The organism is Laspinema olomoucense D3b (assembly GCF_025370785.1).
Taxonomy (GTDB): domain Bacteria; phylum Cyanobacteriota; class Cyanobacteriia; order Cyanobacteriales; family Laspinemataceae; genus Laspinema; species Laspinema olomoucense.
Genome location: NZ_JAMXFA010000034.1, coordinates 42,343 through 60,747, shown reverse-complemented (window position 1 = coordinate 60,747; position 18,405 = coordinate 42,343). Strand labels below are relative to the sequence as shown.

Genomic DNA, 18,405 nt, shown 5'->3' with positions numbered 1-18,405 from the left:
AGAAGGCAGCCACATTCTATAGAAACCGGGATGGAACTTGGCGGTTTTAATTTATTTTTTACTTAGAATGAGTCGGACCTAAAATTATAAACGATTCTTAACCCAGCGACGGATAAATTTTGGCAAGAATTTATGATTTTTAAGGGAGAGCAGTGCAGAACACTCTACTACAGTCGATGCAGGCGCGATCGCAACAGTTCTAATTCAGCATCAATTTCTGCAAAATCTAGGTCCGGGAGGGCTCCTAAATCTTGTTCTAAGTTAGCCGAAGCGAGATTAGCTTTAAACAGATCTCGTTCTGATTCTAAGGCAGCGAGTTGTTGTTGGAGAAGAGTCACGGTTGGGATTAATTCATCCAGCCGATGTTTGAGTTCGTCTGCCTGTTTGCTGTAGCTTTGTTTGCGGGTTAATAATTCCCGGGCGAGGGGTTCATTTTGCTGCTGTAAGGCGAGTTTAGCGGATTCGACTAATTCCTGAACTTGCTGCTGTACATTCTGATAGTCCCGCAAGAGGACTTCTTGACTCGATAGGGCATTTTGCACGCTTTGCTTGAATTCATTCAGGGTTTGTTCGAGTTCACGTTGGTAGTCTTTCCGTTGATGTTTCCAATCGGTGATATTTGAGCGGATCAGCCGATTAATGCGATCGCCTAATGCCATAGTCTCATCTCCTGCGGTGGGTTGACGGGGAAAGGTTTTCTTTATTGTAGCTTTTACCCAGTCATGTTGTTATCTGCAAAAAGCATAAATTAGCCCGCCTACGGGGGCTTTGGTTTCTAAGCTCCTACCGGATGGGGTAGGGGATGATTCTAAACCGATTTTTTCTGACAAAAGTGTTCGTCAAAAAATCCTCTGACTTGTTCTAAAATAGGGGGCAACTGAGTAGCGAGTTCCGCTGTACCTTCCAATATTTGTTGACGCGCTAAACTTTCTAGTTGAGTAGCGATCGCCGACATTGAGGAAACACCGACATTACTGGCAGCACTTTTAATCCGATGAGCGCAATGTTCAACCCGGGCTAAATCTTGGGTAGATAATGCCTGAGTAATTGCCTCAATATCCTCAGTAATTTTATCAATGAATACCCGTAAAAGTCGCTGCTGTAAAGATAAATCTCCTCGGGTTACTTTCAGCAAACGGTCCATATTGACCGGGCATTCAGAAACAGAAAGGGTCAAGGGGAATGAGGTATTCAGGGTCAGGAGGGTAGAGGGAATTGCTGTGGGTTCAATGCGAGGAATTTTGACTGGGGAAGGCACTTGTAGACAGTTATCCGGTCCCGGTTTTTTATGTATCCACCGGCGGATAGCGGCGGCTAAATCTTCTCGTTCGATGGGTTTACTCAGGTAATCATCCATTCCGGCATCAAGACATTTTTGGCGATCGCCCCGCATGGCATTGGCGGTGAGTGCAATCACGATGGTATGTCTTTGTACCTCCTCCCTACGGCGCAATTCTTTTGTAGCCGCATACCCATCCATCACCGGCATTTGACAATCCATCAAAACCAAATCGTATGTTTTTTTAGTGAGAGACTCCAATGCTTCTATGCCATTGGTGACACAATCCGGTTGATATCCTAACATTTCTAACTGACTTAAAATCACCGCTTGATTAATCAGGTTATCTTCCGCTACTAAAATATTAATGGCATAAGCGGGGGTAATTTGCGCGTGCAGGGGTCCGAGAGGAGAGGCGGTGGAGGATGGACCATTCACTACATTAATCAGGGTATCAAACAATCGCGAAGCCCGGACGGGTTTAAAGAAATAACTGGATACCCCTTTAGATAGCAGGGATTCTGCAATATCTCGTTCACTTTGATTGGTCATTAAAATGACGTGAGTTTCTGGAAACAGACGAGAGTCAAATTGATCGCGATTGAAGTGCAGGCTTTCTAATAGCTGTAATCCCTCTTTTGAAGGCAGTTGTAAATCCAGTAACAGCACATCATAGGGTTGATTGAGCTTGAGGCTGTGTTGCAAAGCATTCCAAGCTTCTGTCGCATTGGCAGCATCATCGGTGTGCATTCCCCAAGCTTGGGTTAACTCCCGGACAGACTGACGAATTCGCGGATTATCATCAACGACTAATACCCGTAAACTGGGGAGTTTACCGTGATGGTTAACCTCTAACGGAGTGAAATAGAGTTGCTTTTTAAACTCAACGGTAAACCAAAATGTTGAACCTTCACCGATTTTACTCTCAACTCCAATTTGTCCTCCCATCATTTCGACAAGCTGCTTGCAAATTGCCAAGCCTAAGCCTGTTCCTCCATACTCCCGCTTTGTCGAAGCATCGACTTGGGAGAAGGATTGAAAGAGTTTATTCTGCCCTTCTGGAGAGATGCCAATGCCGGTATCTTTGACACTGAGGCGAATGGAAGCGGTTTCTTCCGTTTCTGCGATCGCCGAGGCTTGAATAATAATTTCCCCCACTTCCGTAAATTTAATGGCATTCCCGACTAAATTCAGTAAAATTTGGCCCAATCGGACGGGATCACCCTGCAAATTTCGGGCTAAATTGGGGTCAAACAAGCAACTTAAATCTAACCCTTTGGCTTCAGCTTGTGCGCCTAATAAATCCAAAACTTGTTCGACGCTTTCATAGAGATTAAAGTCGAACTGTTCTAAGTGCATTTCTCCGGCTTCTAGCTTAGAGAAGTCGAGGATATCATTAATAATGCTGAGTAAATGTTGGGCGCTGGCTCGAATGGTTTTAGCATAATCATATTGTTGGGTACTCAGAGGGGTTTCTAACAGCAAGCCAGCCATCCCCAGGACGCCATTCATGGGCGTGCGAATTTCATGGCTCATATTTGCCAGAAATTGTGATTTAAACCGGGCGGATTCTAAGGCCGCTTCCCGGGCTTTTACCAACTCATCAATGCAATCGATCGCAATGGCAATTCCCCCTATTTCACCTTCCGCTAGATACCAGGGAGAAACGGTCCAGCGGATGTAGGTGGAAGACCCATCTAATTTTTGCCATAAGTCTTCCGTAACCGAAACAATTTCTCCTTGTAAAGCCCGTTGGTGAGCTTGTCGCCAACATTCGGGAATATCCGATAAAACTTGATAGTAATTCCGACCGATTAACGAGGGTTTGATGGCGGTGTCACTGCCCGAGGGTTGCGATCGCCCCCACAAGTCTAAACCATGATGGGTTAACCATTGGCTGGAATGAGCGAGATAGCACATTTGGGTGTCAAACATGGCGATCGCCACGGGTGCACAATTAACAATCTGTTGTAACTGCTGCCGTTCTCGTTCGATCGCCGTTTCCATCTGCTTGCGATCGCTAATGTCACGCCACACCACTGCAAATCCATCTCCAAGTCTGGTAGCCCGGATATCAAAAGCTTCCCGGACAGGTGGACGATTTTGCATCCCATTGAGGTCCAAATTCCCCTCAGTTTCATACAAAATTAATTCCTCATTTAACGGTTCTCCCGTTTGGACAACTTGTGCATATTTACTAAACAAAACACTGGGGCGTAAATCCGGCATGACTTGGCAAAATGAACAGTCGTGCTCTATCTCCTCTCGCCTACAATGACACTGTTGCCGCGCTGAAGCATTAACATATTCGCGACGAAAATCAACAATTTCACCCCTTTCGTTTCGGCAGGCAGAATAAATCCCAAAACAGTCCAGCATATTCTCAACGGAGGTTCTGAACCGTTCTTCACTGTGTAACAATTCTTGCTCAAGCTGTTTGAGATCCGTAATATCAATAGCAACGCCATCCCAAAGAATATCTCCATTAGCCTGGGGTTCGGGACGGGATTCCCCTTGCAGCCATTTAACTTTCCCCCCCGGGGTAATCACCCTAAATTTGCGCTTCCAGGGTTGTAAAGTTTGGGCCGATCGCGCAATGGACTCGTTAAAATTTGGCGAGTCCTCGGGATGAATCAAAGAACACATTAACTGGGCATTTTGTTCAATTTCTTCGGGCTCTAATTCTAAAATATCCCGGCAACCGGAACTGACATAAGGAAAAGAAATCCTGCCATCAGCGGTAATCAGATATTGATAAATTACCCCCGGTAAATTATCGGCTAACCTCTGAAAGCGATTTTGAAGTTCAGTAACTCGGCGGGTTTCTTGGTGGAGTGCATCTTCCACCGACTTGCGATCGCTAATATCCCGTCCCACACAATATATCGATTGTTCTTCGGGAACGGGAACAGCAGACCAAGAAATCCATTTATAAGACTCATCCTTGGCGCGGTAGCGATTTTCAAAAGTGATCGCCTCTTTTGAAGCCAGCATTTGCTTAGTTTTTTCTTCGGAAAGTTCCCGATCATCGGGATGAACCCAATCCAGAGAAAACTGACGAGAAAACTCATCTGGGTTGTACCCCAAAATATCAGTAATGGCTGGATTAACCCGTTTAAAGTAACCATCAAAAGAGGCGATCGCCATCAAATCAGCAGACACTTTAAAAAATTGTTCCAATTCCGCTTGCGCCTTTTGCCGCGCCGCAATTTCACTTTGCAGTTGTCGGTTAGCGCGGGTAAGCTCAGCAGTGCGCTGAGCGACTAAATTCTCAAGCTGTTCTTGGTATTTTCGCAAAGCCGCTTCAGACCGTTTGCGCTCGGTAATGTCAAGGACGATCGCTTGCATTCGGCCATCAGGCAGCATCTTGGCACTCAATTCCACCGGCAGTAAGGTATTATTTTTCCTGCGCAACCAATGTTCACTTCGGCGGGGTTTTCCCAACCTTAGCCCCTCCAATGGACTGGAAAATACCTCAATTTCAGGTTGACAGGCAATTGCCTTAAAATTCAGTTGTAAAAGTTCTTCGCGGGAATAGCCTAACATCTCGCAGGCCCGGGGATTTACATTTAGGTAATTTCCTTCTTCATCGATAATGAAAATGCCTTCCGAGGCTTGTTCCATTAACTGACGGTAATCCGTTTCTTGGTGATGAAGTTCCGCTTCTAACTGTCGTCGGGCTGTGATATCCGTATAGATACTAATAAATCCAACAATTTGATTGGATTCGTCCTCGATCGCATCGGCGCGGACGGCAATCTGTAAACAGTCACCCCCTTTCGACTTCATTTCCACTTCCCCTTGCCAGGAAGCCCCCGAGGAAACCGTCTCCAAGACTTGGCGACTCACCGCAGGGTCTTGATACAGCATCCCGGGACCTCCGGCAGCATTCATTTCTTCCCGGGTATAGCCAAATAGCTGAGTGCTGGCGGAATTTTGATAAATCCCATGTCCCGTCAAATCAGAGATGGCGATCGCATCCCCGGCACTATCTACGGCTTTGCGAATCCTCAGCAGTTCTGACTCATATCCTTTTCGCCCCGTTATATCTCGACCTTCCGCAATCAGTTGGGTGACCCTCCCCCCTTTGCCGAACAGGGGTCGAATTGAAAAATCCAGCCTTCGCAAGGGATAACACCGAGGGGTTTCATGTGGCGGTAACCTCGGGTCCGCAAGAGGGCGATCGCGGCGCGTTAAATAATAGAGGAAAATTAACAGAATTAAGCATTCCGCAAAGGCCAGGGCCGGTAGCATAGCTGGGCTTCCCAAAGCCTCATCTATAACATGGAGTTTGATTCCGTTTAAATTCCCTAGGTATGCATACCCGTAGAAAATGTCCGGTTCTAAGGCAAGAATTTGCTTTAAAAACTCCATAACCGATTCTTATCCCCATCCGTTAACTGATTCTTCAACATTAAATCTTATAATCTAATAGTTTTGCCTGAACTCCTGTAAATTTAATGATTCTTTTATATTCTTGCAAATTCCTCCCGTTAAAAGTTGAAAAACACGCAGAATATCCCTAGACCCACCCTTAAGAGCGCTGTCACCGCAGGATTATAAGGGGTAAACCCATTAATCCGAAGAAATACGGTAAGAAAGGCTACAAAAATTAACTCAAAATCCTAAGAGTTGCGGTTTACCAACCTGAAATGGCCGGATTGGGTGCGATCGCATCCCAAAGACTAAACCCCCAATTCTTCCTTTGAAAAACTACCTCTTGAATTCACCCATTCTCATATCCCAAAACCCCCGATTAAAAGATGGCAGAAAACTCAAGGAATCATGAACAGTCCCAAAATCCTCCAAAACATCCCCCGATCCCAACGCCAAAAATTAATCGGACTCGCCCCACTTCCACCTACCATTCCTCCAAGCTTTAGGGTATTGTGTTTAAAAGTCCTCTCTCTGATAGATAGAGCCTTCCATGACCGCAGTACAGCCAACCCCCAAGCACCAGAAATCCAAAGCCCTCAAACCCGGTAGCCGTCCTCCCGCGAAAGAATTGTGCAGCGAGTGTGGCCTTTGCGATACTTATTACATTCATTACGTTAAAGAAGCCTGCGCCTTTCTTAACCAACAAATCGCCACCCTTGAAGAAAGCGCCCACGGACTCAGCCGCAACTTAGATAACCCCGATGAAGTGTATTTTGGCGTTCATCAACAAATGATGGCAGCACGGAAGCAGGAACCCATCCCCGGTGCACAATGGACAGGAATTGTAAGCACGATCGCCTGTGAAATGCTCGATCGCGGCCTCGTTGAAGGGGTCGTTTGCGTTCAAAATACCCCCGAAGACCGATTTGGACCCATGCCAATCTTGGCACGCACCAAAGAAGAAATCCTCGCCGCCAAAGTCAATAAACCCACCCTCTCCCCCAATCTGTCCGTCCTCGAACAAGTGGAACAGTCCGGGATGAAACGCTTACTGGTGATTGGAGTCGGTTGTCAGATCCAGGCGCTGCGTGCGGTCCAAAAGGAACTGGGGTTAGAAAAACTGTACATTTTAGGGACACCCTGCGTTGATAACGTGTCCCGGGAAGGACTACAGAAATTTTTAGAAACCACCAGCAAATCCCCAGAAACCGTAGTGCATTACGAATTCATGCAGGATTTTCGGATTCATTTTAAACATGAAGACGGTTCTATAGAAAAAGTCCCATTTTTTGGGTTGAATACGAAAGAACTCAAAGATATCTTTGCACCCTCTTGTTTGAGTTGCTTTGATTATGTCAACTCTTTGGCTGATTTAGTGGTGGGATATATGGGTGCACCCTATGGTTGGCAGTGGATTGTCGTTCGCAATCAAACGGGACAAGAAATGCTCGATTTGGTCACGGAACAGTTGGAAACTCAGCCGGTGATGTCCCGAGGCGATCGCCGCGCCGCTGTCCAGCAAAGCATTCCTGCCTATGACAAAGCCGTGACCCTGCCCATGTGGGCCGCGAAACTGATGGGGGTGGCGATCGAAAGAATTGGTCCCAAAGGATTAGAATATGCTCGCTTCTCCATTGATTCCCACTTCACCCGCAACTATCTGTATGTCAAACGGAATTATCCAGAAAAATTAGAAGCTCATGTTCCCGAATTTGCCAAGCAGATTGTGAGTCAATATCAATTGCCAGAATCTTGAGATTCCCGGTTGCGGAGGCGATCGGCAGCTTTCCCCTAACTGCACCACCGATGCCTCCTCCCTCCCCTCCCCTGTGAACCCGCCTGTTTCAAAAAACTTTCCTAGAGCCGAACATTTAATATTTGTTCATGGAAATCCACAAATTCAAATATCCCCACTAGATTGCTCCGTTTCCGTGCAATCCAAATTGTTCTGAGCGGTTAGCACCCTTCTTCTCAAAAGCCCCCCTTAAAAACGCCAATTGCTTACGGGGATTCCTACGGATTTTGACAACAGCTCTATCAAAGACTGTAGGTATATTAAGACCCAATTTAGATCCACAATCTCCCTCAATTCAACGGGTTCCCCGGAGGGAAACCAGTAGAGCTAAATACCGGGGATTAGTCCTGAATGTCACGCTCCTGTGCCTCACCAGGCCGCTGTGTCTCTCTCTAGCCTAAGTATTAGACACATCTTTTAAGAGGCTTATTTAAGGCCAATTCAACAGACCCCCGGGGACTTGCATCAACATCAGAAATTGAAAACCCCAGTTAAAAAAGAGTTAATCTCCCATCAGATTTTCTCCTTTCGTAAAAGCAATCATCCCAAAAACCTATTTAAAAAATGAGTGGGGATCGGTCTAAAGAGTGAGGACACTACCCTAAAAACTTGACTACGCTTTATCTAATGATGATAAAAAAGACTTGTTATGAATATCGAAAAATTTGAAGCCCTTTACCGGGCAGGAACCAGAGATTTTTCCCATTGCGATTTATCTCAAGAGAAAGCCGCGTGGGTGAACATGAGCTACACTAATCTGACAGGTGCAGACTTGAGTCATAGTCAATTCTGCTCCGCTAGTCTTCAGGGTTCGACACTCATTGAAGCCAACTTAGAGCAAATCAAACTCAGAGCCGCTGATCTGCGCCGAACCGACTTGAGCCACGCTAACTTAAGGGGAGCCGACTTAAGTCGGGCTGATTTGATTGAAACTAACTTACGCAGCGCCAATCTAGAACAGGCTAATCTTAGTCCGGTGATATTTAGTCGAGTTATCCTCGCCCAAGCTAACTTGAGCCAAGCGAATCTCCAGGGACTGAACCTGAGCGGGATTAACCTGACTGGCGCGAACTTAGAAGGGGCAAATATCGCTGAGGTTGTCTTCCATAATGCCAATCTGTCTAGAGCCAATTTAAGGGGATTAGATCTGAGGCATACGGACCTCAGTGGTGCTAATCTTAGCTATGCAAATTTAACCCATACACAACTCACGGAAGCTATACTTTACGGAGCCAATTTGACCGGGGCGATTTTAACCTCTGCCCAGTTAGAGGGTGCCAAAATGAATGGATCCGTTTTAGATGGCGTTGATCTTAGCCCAGCGAACCTTCAGGATGGGGAGGTCAAATGGGTGGTTCTAACCAACACCACTCTCAAAAATACCGATTGTGCGGTGGCTTGTTGGCATCTGGCGAACCTGAGGCAAACAAATCTAATCGATGGCCACCGCTATCAAAGTGATCTAAAAGATGCGCTCATAGCCAAACATAATCATGTTGAATAGGAATAAAACTGGATGAAACAAAAACCACAACTCCCGATCATTGGTTGGCGGGAGTGGGTTTCCCTGCCAGAACTGGGAATCGAGAAAATTAAAGCCAAAATTGATACAGGTGCGCGTTCTTGTGCCATCCATGCCTTTGATATTGAAACGTTCAACCAGGAAGGAAAACATCTAGTTCGGTTCAAAGTGCATCCTTATCAACGGGATAGCATTCAAACCGTTTCTACCGTTTCCCCTTTAGTCGATGCAAGACAGGTTCGCAATTCTGGCGGTCATGCTGAGGTAAGATTGGTCATTCTCACCCCGCTCGAAATTTTAGGTTACCAATGGCCAATCGAACTCACCCTAACCAATCGGGATGTTATGGGATTTCGGATGTTGCTGGGGCGTCAGGCATTGCGGCGTCGCTTTTTAGTCGATCCAGGAAAGTCTTTTTTACTCAGGGATTTTCATAAAAAAAGTTTTCCATTAGAGGTTTGGCAGAATTGTAAAACCCCCCCTTTTTAAGGGGGGTTGGGGGGAGCGCTGATAGAAAATTTGATTTTTTGGAGTTCCCTAAGTCATAAATCAAAGAAAAATTCCTTCCCCCAGTCCGGATAGAATCTCCGGGAACCCAATGCCCTGAGCAAGAGCTAATTCAAATTGGGCTGTTATCAGCCCAATTTACTATTAAGTGCCTAGGTTTTTATTCCCTAGCCTAGCTTTTAATATTCAGTTTTTTAGAGAACTCCCTCTAAATTCTTCTAATTATAAAATTAATACCCTGGACTGTCTGGCTGGGGATGAGGAGTAGGGAGAAAGATCTTCCCCTTGCTGAGATGGAGTGGGACAATTCCTCCAAGATTGGGTAGAGATTGTAGAATAATAAGGAGCCAAACTTTTAGGATTAATTCCTTGGTCTAATTCGGAGCGAAACCAGGCGGGCCTGATAAGGTCATAATCAAACCCTTTCAGACAGGTGAGAAATGCGCGTTTGATGAACTGGCCTAAAAGAGTTTAAGGGGGGATTTTTTAACAAAATTTTAAGATATTTATAAAAGGAGGCGAGGATTGACAAGGGCTTAAAATCAGGTAAAATTAATAAAAATTTGAGCAGACTCTTCTCCTTAAAACTCCTTTAAGGGGTAACTAATATAAGTCGATCAGTCAAATGAAAATCAACTACCCAAGGGTGGATTGTGGCTAAAGCCCAAGTCTTGGGCTAGATTTTGGGTGTGTTCCCAAGGTTTACAGAAGTATCGCCCATCTTTATTTGAATTCGGGGAGACTTTCCACTTGGACTTCTTCCCCCTAGGGTAGATTGAGGCAGCTTAAGATCAGAGCATCAAAATAGAGGACTATGAAAATCGCGATTTTGTCGCAAAAGGCTTCGCTTTACTCTACCCGACGACTCAAAGAAGCGGGTGAACAACGAGGCCATCACATGAAGGTGATTGATTACCTGCGCTGTTATATGAATATCGCCTCTCATCGGCCAACGGTGGTGTATCAGCAGAAACAGTTAGAAGACTTTGATGCCATCATTCCCCGGATCGGGGCCTCAAAAACTTTCTATGGAACGGCGGTGGTGCGCCAGTTTGAGATGATGGGAGTGTTTACGGCTAATGAGTCCCAGGCGATTTCGCGATCGCGCGATAAACTGCGCTGCTTGCAATTGCTTGCTCGCGAAGGGATCGGACTGCCAGTCACAGGTTTTGCCAATTCCACCAAAGACATTGAAGGGTTAATTGAAATTGTCGGGGGTGCACCTCTAGTGATTAAACTGCTCGAAGGGACGCAAGGGATTGGGGTGGTCCTGGCGGAAACCACCCAAGCCGCTAAGTCAGTGATTGAAGCGTTTCGGGGTTTGGATGCAAATATTTTGGTTCAAGAATTTATTAAAGAAGCTGAGGGTGCTGATATCCGCTGTTTTGTGGTGGGAGATAAGGTAGTCGCCTCGATGAAACGTCAGGGTGAACCGGGGGAATTTCGCTCTAATCTGCACCGGGGAGGCACGGCGAAAAAAATCAAGCTGACTCCAGAGGAACGCTCAACGGCGGTAAGAGCAGCGAAGACGATGGGGTTAAAGGTGGCGGGAGTGGATATCTTGCGCTCAAATCATGGTCCGGTGGTGATTGAGGTGAATTCCTCACCGGGTTTGGAGGGGATTGAGGCGGCATCTAATGTGGATGTAGCGAGCAAGATTATCGAGTTTATTGAGAAAAATTCAGCCCCGAAAAAAACGCGCGATCGCATTCCATACTAATCACAACTGAGCCGACTCCAAGCCATTTCTACCCACTCCCTGACCCATCTGGGTTGGACTCAGGGCCAAAGCATTGTAAATTAGAAGACATTCACAGATTCCCGTCAATGGTCAGCGACCTGTACCGCGAAAGTTAAACTCTATGTCCGGAGTCATTCAAATCGGCAATGCCACCATCCCACCGGGAGAAAAAAGGCGCTTAGAATTGCCGGTTGCGCGACTGCCGACGCAAACGATGCTAGGATTGCCCGTCACGGTCATCAATGGCACGCGATCGGGGCCTCGACTCTGGTTGAGCGCGGCAATTCACGGAGATGAAATTAATGGGGTGGAAATTATTCGGCAAGTGCTGCATCAAATTTCCCCTCGTCAACTCTGTGGAAGCATCATCGCGGTCCCGATTGTTAATGTGTTTGGGTTTATTGAACAGTCGCGCTACTTGCCCGATCGCCGAGACTTAAACCGCTCTTTTCCCGGTTCAGCGCGAGGTTCATTAGCCTCTCGATTGGCGCATCTGTTCATGAAAGAAGTGGTGATGCGATGTACTCATGGGATTGATTTACATACGGCTTCCCATCATCGAATTAATTTGCCTCAAATTCGGGCCAATCTGGGCGATCGCGAAACCTATCGCTGTGCTCAGGCATTTGGCGCACCCCTGATGATTCATGCCACGACTCGGGATGGTTCCTTGCGACAAGCTGCAACTCAGTTGGGGATTCCCGTTTTGCTCTATGAAAGTGGAGAAGCGCTGCGATTTGATGCGGAGGCGATCGCGGTGGGAACTCGGGGAATTATGCAAGTAATGGCAATGCTGGGGATGATTTCGGATTTTGCACCCTCCCCATTCCCTCCTTCTTTAGAAGTAAAAAAAACCCAATGGGTGCGATCGCCCTCTAGTGGAATTCTGCACTTAGAAGTAGGACTCGGCCAATCTATCTCTAAAAAACAACGCTTAGGAATTATCTGTGATGCCTTCGGTGACCAGACGATGAAAGTTTATGCCCCCTTTGATGGGGTGATCATTGGTCATACCCAAAACCCCTTAGTTAACCAAGGAGATGCGATTTTAAACCTCGCTGCCATTGAACCCTAAACCCTAGTCGTTTTCTGGGTGTAGTAATCACGGATTATTTCCAAACTCCCCTATCCAGTTTAAAGGATGAAAGCATTTGCTCCCCTAACGGTTTCATACCCTTGAGGCTAATTGTAACGATTTATTTACAAAACTTTATCTTTTTTATAAAAATAATTGCCAGTCCTCAAAAAATATCCGGTAAGATTAAGTAAAGTTTGTGAAAATCCACTTAAATTAACAACCGGATAGAATATTGAGTACGCCTTTTTGGATACTACCTATGAAAATCCAAACGGGAGATTGTTTAATTTCCAGGGATGGCCGCTACTATCGGGTCATTGATTGTTGTGGCGAGTTTATCTCTTTGATGCCACTTCAGGGCTATACGGTGTTTACCTGCCGTCAAAGTTACTTGGAATCCTCGTTTGGCTTCGTTGAAACGCAACTTGTGGTTGCGTGAACCAAGAGGGCCTTTGCCCTCTTTAGTTCCGGTGACCAGAAGTAGAGCTAGTAGAATAGCAGCCGGAAGCATTAATAAGTAGGAAAGCCGGTTAAGCCGGACCCACCGCTGCGACTGCCGCTTCTAGGGCGATCGCCACATGAGTCCAATGGGTTCCTCCCTGGCAAAACACAATATAAGGCTCCCGCAACGGACCATCGGCAGACAACTCCGAGGTACTGCCATCAATAAAACTCCCCCCTGCCATCACCAACTGACTCTCATACCCAGGCATCGGTGCAGGCACCGGATCCAAATAGGACCCGATGGGGGAATATTTCTGAATGGCACGGCAAAACGCAATCAGTTTTTCTGGTGAACCCAACTGAATACCCTGAATCACATCTCGCCTCGGTGCAGTGGGGGCGGGGTTTACCGGATATCCCAGGAGATCGAAGACATAAGCGGTTAAATGATTTCCTTTCATCGCCTCTCCCACCATTTGCGGTGCGAGAAACAACCCCTGAAAGAGTAGCCGATTGCGATCGAACGTCGCCCCCCCACTACTGCCAATTCCTGGTGCAGTGAGGCGACAGGTGGCTGCTTCGACTAAATCCGCACGCCCTGCCACATAACCCCCACCCTCAACAATCGTCCCCCCGGGATTTTTAATCAAGGAACCGGCAATTAAATCCGCCCCCACTGCCGGGGGTTCGCGATCTTCGATAAATTCGCCGTAGCAGTTATCCACAAAACAAATCGTCTCGGGATTTTGCTCCTTGACGAAATGAATAATTTTTTCAATATCCGCAATGGAAAGACTGGGACGCCAGGAGTAGCCACAAGAGCGCTGGATCGACACCAAACGAGTCTTTTTAGTGACTGCACTTTGGAGTGCTACCCAATCTATTTCCCCCCTGGGGGTTAATTCCAATTGGCGATACCTCACCCCAAATTCCATCAGGGAACCTTGACCCGTCCCTCGTAACCCAATCACTTCCTCTAAGGTATCGTAGGGAGCGCCCGCCACTGCTAACATTTCATCTCCGGGACGCAGTACCCCAAAGAGGGCGCAAGCGATCGCATGAGTCCCCGAAACAAACTGCACCCGTACAGTCGCAGCTTCAGCACCCATCACCTCAGCAAAAATTTGATCCAGGGTCTGACGCCCTAAATCATCATGACCATATCCCGTCACCCCGGCAAAATGGTGAACCCCTACGCGGTGACGGCGATAAGCCCCGAGGACCCGCTCTAGGTTTTTCTTGACCTGAGCATCAATTTGACAAAACAGAGGGTAGAGAGCAGTTTCTGCTTCTTGTAGCCATTGAGAGCGATCCATCAAAACCTCGTATGAAATGTTACAGTTAGTTAAGGGAAAAATTGCCCTGATGTAAAATAATCTCAGCCAATCGAGGGTTTTGCCTGCCTTGGGCGTTCTGACGGACTCTTACCCGGAGTCGAGGCGATCGCGCTGTAGGGCAAAAAGACTAGACCTCACGCTTGCGGAGGCGATGGTGCCATTGCAACATCCCACAGCAGATTTTGGCAGAAAAATTTGTAATAAGGTCACAATAAGGTCACAGATGACGATTGTCAGTTCAACACAAGAAACACAAGAAACAATAGGGCAAGATCTATCCCAGATGCGGCCTGACTGGCCGGTTATCATCTTCATGATTGCAATTCATGCTTTTGCCCTGTTCGCATTCCTGCCGAGCACCTTTAGTTGGGCGGCAGTGGGGTTAGCGGTCTTCTTCCACTGGGTAACCGGGGGTCTGGGAGTCACCCTGGGATTTCATCGATTAGTGACTCATCGGAGCTTTACCGCACCCAAGTGGTTAGAGTATTTTCTAATCTTTTGCGGCACCCTAAGCTGTCAAGGGAGTCCGATCGATTGGGTTGGACTGCATCGTGCACATCATCTCCACTCGGATAATACCGCTGATCCCCATGACTCCAATCAGGGGTTCTGGTGGAGCCACATGGGTTGGCTATTCTATCATTCTCCCGCCGAAGCTGAAATCCCTCGCTTAACAAAAGATATTGCCGACGATCCGTTTTATCAGTTTTGCGACAAGTTTTTACTTCCGATTCAAATTGCTTTAGGAATTAGTTTCTACTTTTTAGGAGAAGCCATTTCCCCGGGACTCGGTTGGTCCTTCGTGGTTTGGGGAATTTTTGTCCGCCTGGTGGTGGTGTTTCACTGCACCTGGTTTGTGAACAGCGCTACTCATAAGTTTGGCTATCGCACCTACGAGAGTGAAGATCGCTCCACGAACTGCTGGTGGGTTGCGTTAGTCACTTATGGCGAAGGTTGGCACAATAATCACCATGCCTATCAATATTCTGCCCGACATGGAATGCAGTGGTGGGAAATTGATTTTACTTGGATGACGATTCAATTTTTACAAGCCCTTGGCCTTGCTAAGAACGTCAAGTTAGTTGGGAAATAACCGCTGAAGTTTAAACCGGCAAAACTCGGATTGGTTTGAGAAAATAAAAAGTGGGGAGGATGGATTTAAGCCATCCTCCCCATTTTTAATAGACTTTTTGCAGAATAGCGGAGTGATCCCCCCAAACCCCCCTTAACAAGGGGGGCTTAAAGATTTATTGCTATGGCTTCCCTGGTGAGACAAACATAACATTGATTACTCTGGCCTCCCCCATGTTAAGGGGGACGGGAGGGGGATCTCCTGGAGGGAAAGGGGTGTCCATCGGTTATTTGGCAAGAGGTCTAATGAATCCGGGATTGGAAGGTTTAGACCTGACCTTTGCCTTGAATAATATGTTTGACGGTGGTTAAGCTTTCCATGCCAATTAAGCCTCGGCGATGGCCTTTTTGGTTGGACATTCCCAGAAAAATTGCATCTCCTTGTTTGGGATAGCGGTAAAAGCGAGGGGAAGCGTTGATGTAGGTTGAGGCGCTGTTGACTCCTCCCCCAAATTGAGAGCTTTCCAGATAGGATTCGGTGACGATACAATCGGCATGACCGCTACTGTATTGATTGATCCAGGCGATCGCCGCTGCCAGATTATCGACCATTTTAAAGGCAACGGTTTTGGTTAAATAGGCAGAAGACCATTCCGATTCTTCTACTTTTTTTAACTCGGGAAATTCTTCGCTGAGAATCTCATCCACCCGAACTTCAAACCCTTTATCCTGCAAACTGTTAAACAACATTGCCAGGGAAGAGGGTTTTTGATTGCGATGAATCAGCACTTTTTCAATAGCATTGACCGGATCCGGTTCACTTTGGTGGGAGTCTTGAATCATCCATCGCGCCAAATCCATACTGCCGCTGGGGGACCAATAGAGGTAACAGTTTCCCATGCCGGATTTGAGTACGGGGACTGTGGCTTGGCGAATCACTTGCTGGACGAGACTAGGCCGACCATAGGGGATGACTAAATTGATGTATTTATCTTGGCGGACTAAATCGCGGGTGGAAACCCCCATTTCTGCCGGAATCATTTCCAGACAGCCTTCAGGCATATCCGCTTTGAAGAGAGATCGTTGCAAGGCATCAGCGATCGCAGCATTGGAGTGAGCTGCATACATTCCCCCCTTGAGAATCAGACAATTCCCAGTTTTGATGCACAAACCGGCGGCGATCGCCCCTAAATCGGGTAACGCTTCATAGACTAAACTGATCACCCCTAAAGGCATCAACTGGCAGTAGGATTGTGACCCCTCCACTTGGTAGGAGGCATTCATCACCCGGCGCATCGGATCGGCCAACTCCGCCAAGCGTTGCAGAATTTGGACCGTCGTCTGGATCCGTTCTGGCGTCAACTTCAGCCATTCCAGTATCAAATCAGGCACGGCCATTTCCCGGGAGGCTTCCAAATCAAGGGTATTGGCTTCTAAAATCTCATCCGAGGCTTCCTTAAGAGATTTTGCCATCCCCTCCAAAGCACGGGTTCGTTGTTGGCTTGAAGTCTGCGCCATTATCAAAGAAGCTTGATAGACGCTCTCCACGACTGCCATCGCATCAGGATCAGGGGGAAAAGTAGAATCTGTTGTCATCGAGCTCATCTATCGCCTGTAAGCCAACCAAACCATTAAGGCTGGCAAGGTTGCCAGCAACACCGCTAAAATGACCCAAGGAATCACGCTTGGGCCTAGGGGTAAACCCAAAGCGTAGGGTAACCAGAATACCACTAGGCCGATGACAATCACGAGGGACATGGGTAAGTAGCTCTCCCGTAGACGGGTATTGGTTACACACCATTGATTGCCGTTCCAGTTCCAACACCGTTTATAGGGGGAATTGGTGGGGAGTTGCTCGATCCCCTGTCCATCTTCGGTGACCACAAAAATATTTTGACACCGATCGCACCCCAACGCTTCCGTGAGGGTGATCGGGACCAACCGTCCCCGCCGCCTACAGGGACAGGGGTACTCTGCATTGAGGTCGATCTTTTGGGATTTTTGAGATGGCACAGGCGCTAATCCATAAAAATTCCACGACTTTACAACATAGACTTGCCAATCTCTGCGATCGATTATCCTCGGCGATCGCCTGGAAATTTGGACAGCTTATGATAAGAGCTTAATGCTCCATTTTTGTGGCTTATATTCCAGGAATGATTGTAGCATTCGGGAGTTTTAATCGGGTTGACCGTAGTATGCCCGGATCTTAACATCGTTTTTTGACTTGAGCCGGTGCCCAGCTAACCACCCTAACTCAAGCTTTAAACTAGAGCATAACAACTGCAATCCGGATTTTCAAACAGACTGCGGCTCCCAAAACCTGTTTTGGCTGCGATAATTGATTTAGGCTTTTAAAAGCGGGTAACGCGATTCGAACGCGCGACATTCACCTTGGCAAGGTGACGCTCTACCACTGAGCTATACCCGCAAATCTTTGACTTTATTAGTATGGCAGAGTCACCAGGGTTTGTCAAGGCGATCGCTCAAAATTTTTTGAGCGTCGCTCAAATCCCTGAAATGACTGGCCCGCAAGCCTTAGACCTGTTCTGCATCCGCAGAAACCTGGGCCGACCGAGGTTGTGTTAATGCAGAAGCTGGTAAAGAGCGATCGCCACCGCCTAGGGCCACCGCATGAGAGGCCGTCCCTTCCCCGGGACCTACCTGATTTAAGCGCCGCATTAAACTGGCCATTTCTAGGGCATTCATCCCATAGTCCCAGCCCTTATTACTCTTCACCCCGGCCCGTTCTAGGGCTTGCTGCATCGTATCTGCCGTAATAATGCCAAAAATCACCGGCACTCCCGTCTGATATCCAGCCGCTGCAATCCCTTTCGAGACCTCGGCTGCCACATAATCAAAATGAGGCGTTTGACCTCGGATGACTGCACCTAAGCAAATCACAGCATCATAACGTCCCGACAGCGCCAGTTGACGCGCCACAATCGGCACCTCAAAACTCCCGGGAATCCACACATAATCCACCTGAGTCCCCTGGGGGTCTACATCCACACCGTGACGCTTGAGAGCATCTTCACAGCCCTGTAACAGTTTGCCTACAATCAAATCATTGAAGCGACTGATCACGATCGCAAACCGCAAGCCTTCAGTCTGGGTAAACGTTCCCTCAAAAACGGCCATATTAGTTTTAGGTCTAATTGATTATCGATAAAGTTGTGGGGGTAAGCGTTTAGGCTCCCCCTTTGCAATAGGCGATCGGGAATCGAAAGGACAAAAGACCATCGGAATCTCAC

The 18,405-nt window shown here is 47.3% G+C and carries 14 protein-coding genes and 1 tRNA gene; 7 read left to right on the top strand and 8 right to left on the bottom strand.

Features of this window, described 5'->3' with window-relative positions; translation table 11 throughout:
* Positions 1-167: 167 nt before the first annotated feature.
* Together NG792_RS21445 and NG792_RS21440 are read right to left on the bottom strand one after the other, a co-directional pair.
* Positions 168-659, bottom strand: a complete 492-nt coding sequence (locus tag NG792_RS21445) for a PspA/IM30 family protein (RefSeq protein ID WP_261236729.1) — start codon at positions 657-659, stop codon at positions 168-170.
* A gap of 149 nt (positions 660-808) precedes the next feature.
* Positions 809-5,653: a PAS domain S-box protein gene (locus NG792_RS21440; RefSeq protein ID WP_261236728.1), complete on the bottom strand. Its 4,845-nt coding sequence runs from the start codon at positions 5,651-5,653 to the stop codon at positions 809-811.
* 553 nt (positions 5,654-6,206) lie between these two features.
* On the opposite strand from NG792_RS21440, the gene NG792_RS21435 reads away from it, so the two are divergent.
* The 6 genes from NG792_RS21435 (at position 6,207) to NG792_RS21410 (ending at position 12,738) form a co-directional block, all read left to right on the top strand.
* The gene (locus NG792_RS21435) at positions 6,207-7,412 is read left to right on the top strand and encodes a Coenzyme F420 hydrogenase/dehydrogenase, beta subunit C-terminal domain (protein WP_261201364.1); all 1,206 of its coding nucleotides are present in this window, start codon (positions 6,207-6,209) and stop codon (positions 7,410-7,412) included.
* Positions 7,413-8,100: 688 nt separating this feature from the next.
* Positions 8,101-8,955: a pentapeptide repeat-containing protein gene (locus NG792_RS21430; RefSeq protein WP_261201363.1), complete on the top strand. Its 855-nt coding sequence runs from the start codon at positions 8,101-8,103 to the stop codon at positions 8,953-8,955.
* Positions 8,956-8,967: 12 nt separating this feature from the next.
* Positions 8,968-9,462, top strand: a complete 495-nt coding sequence (locus NG792_RS21425) for an ATP-dependent zinc protease family protein (RefSeq protein WP_261236727.1) — start codon at positions 8,968-8,970, stop codon at positions 9,460-9,462.
* Positions 9,463-10,294: 832 nt separating this feature from the next.
* Positions 10,295-11,200 (top strand): 30S ribosomal protein S6--L-glutamate ligase, encoded by a 906-nt coding sequence (gene rimK, locus NG792_RS21420; protein WP_261201361.1) that lies wholly within the window; start codon positions 10,295-10,297, stop codon positions 11,198-11,200.
* A 142-nt stretch (positions 11,201-11,342) separates the two neighbouring features.
* On the top strand, positions 11,343-12,296 hold the full coding sequence (locus NG792_RS21415; RefSeq protein WP_261236726.1) for a succinylglutamate desuccinylase/aspartoacylase family protein: 954 nt from the start codon (positions 11,343-11,345) through the stop codon (positions 12,294-12,296).
* Positions 12,297-12,558: 262 nt separating this feature from the next.
* Positions 12,559-12,738 carry a hypothetical protein gene (locus NG792_RS21410; protein WP_261236725.1) on the top strand — a complete coding sequence of 60 codons (180 nt, stop codon included), beginning with the start codon at positions 12,559-12,561 and terminating at the stop codon, positions 12,736-12,738.
* A 91-nt stretch (positions 12,739-12,829) separates the two neighbouring features.
* Here NG792_RS21410 and NG792_RS21405 read toward each other — a convergent pair whose 3' ends face one another.
* Together NG792_RS21405 and NG792_RS21400 are read right to left on the bottom strand one after the other, a co-directional pair.
* Positions 12,830-14,059 carry a methionine gamma-lyase family protein gene (locus NG792_RS21405; RefSeq protein WP_261236724.1) on the bottom strand — a complete coding sequence of 410 codons (1,230 nt, stop codon included), beginning with the start codon at positions 14,057-14,059 and terminating at the stop codon, positions 12,830-12,832.
* Positions 14,060-14,167: 108 nt separating this feature from the next.
* Positions 14,168-14,290 (bottom strand): hypothetical protein, encoded by a 123-nt coding sequence (locus NG792_RS21400; RefSeq protein WP_261201358.1) that lies wholly within the window; start codon positions 14,288-14,290, stop codon positions 14,168-14,170.
* A gap of 73 nt (positions 14,291-14,363) precedes the next feature.
* Here NG792_RS21400 and NG792_RS21395 point away from each other — a divergent pair, with 73 nt between their 5' ends.
* Positions 14,364-15,173, top strand: coding sequence for an acyl-CoA desaturase (locus NG792_RS21395; protein WP_261201357.1), 810 nt, complete (start codon positions 14,364-14,366; stop codon positions 15,171-15,173).
* A 305-nt stretch (positions 15,174-15,478) separates the two neighbouring features.
* Here the strand turns inward: NG792_RS21395 and NG792_RS21390 are convergent, their stop codons facing one another.
* The 4 genes from NG792_RS21390 to ribH form a co-directional block, all read right to left on the bottom strand.
* A complete protein-coding gene (locus NG792_RS21390; RefSeq protein ID WP_261201356.1) occupies positions 15,479-16,747 on the bottom strand; it encodes a glutamate-5-semialdehyde dehydrogenase in 1,269 nt (422 codons plus the stop codon).
* A gap of 9 nt (positions 16,748-16,756) precedes the next feature.
* Positions 16,757-17,164, bottom strand: coding sequence for a hypothetical protein (locus NG792_RS21385; RefSeq protein ID WP_261201355.1), 408 nt, complete (start codon positions 17,162-17,164; stop codon positions 16,757-16,759).
* Positions 17,165-17,510: 346 nt separating this feature from the next.
* Positions 17,511-17,582 (bottom strand) — tRNA-Gly (locus tag NG792_RS21380).
* Positions 17,583-17,689: 107 nt separating this feature from the next.
* Positions 17,690-18,292 carry a 6,7-dimethyl-8-ribityllumazine synthase gene (gene ribH / locus NG792_RS21375; RefSeq protein WP_261201354.1) on the bottom strand — a complete coding sequence of 201 codons (603 nt, stop codon included), beginning with the start codon at positions 18,290-18,292 and terminating at the stop codon, positions 17,690-17,692.
* Positions 18,293-18,405 lie beyond the last annotated feature (113 nt).

Coding starts and splice junctions, on each gene's coding strand:
- NG792_RS21445 (WP_261236729.1), bottom strand. CDS start 659: ATGGCATTAGGCGATCGCATTAATCGGCTGATCCGCTCAAATATCACC.
- NG792_RS21440 (WP_261236728.1), bottom strand. CDS start 5,653: ATGGAGTTTTTAAAGCAAATTCTTGCCTTAGAACCGGACATTTTCTAC.
- NG792_RS21435 (WP_261201364.1), top strand. CDS start 6,207: ATGACCGCAGTACAGCCAACCCCCAAGCACCAGAAATCCAAAGCCCTC.
- NG792_RS21430 (WP_261201363.1), top strand. CDS start 8,101: ATGAATATCGAAAAATTTGAAGCCCTTTACCGGGCAGGAACCAGAGAT.
- NG792_RS21425 (WP_261236727.1), top strand. CDS start 8,968: ATGAAACAAAAACCACAACTCCCGATCATTGGTTGGCGGGAGTGGGTT.
- rimK (WP_261201361.1), top strand. CDS start 10,295: ATGAAAATCGCGATTTTGTCGCAAAAGGCTTCGCTTTACTCTACCCGA.
- NG792_RS21415 (WP_261236726.1), top strand. CDS start 11,343: ATGTCCGGAGTCATTCAAATCGGCAATGCCACCATCCCACCGGGAGAA.
- NG792_RS21410 (WP_261236725.1), top strand. CDS start 12,559: ATGAAAATCCAAACGGGAGATTGTTTAATTTCCAGGGATGGCCGCTAC.
- NG792_RS21405 (WP_261236724.1), bottom strand. CDS start 14,059: ATGGATCGCTCTCAATGGCTACAAGAAGCAGAAACTGCTCTCTACCCT.
- NG792_RS21395 (WP_261201357.1), top strand. CDS start 14,364: ATGCGGCCTGACTGGCCGGTTATCATCTTCATGATTGCAATTCATGCT.
- NG792_RS21390 (WP_261201356.1), bottom strand. CDS start 16,747: ATGACAACAGATTCTACTTTTCCCCCTGATCCTGATGCGATGGCAGTC.
- ribH (WP_261201354.1), bottom strand. CDS start 18,292: ATGGCCGTTTTTGAGGGAACGTTTACCCAGACTGAAGGCTTGCGGTTT.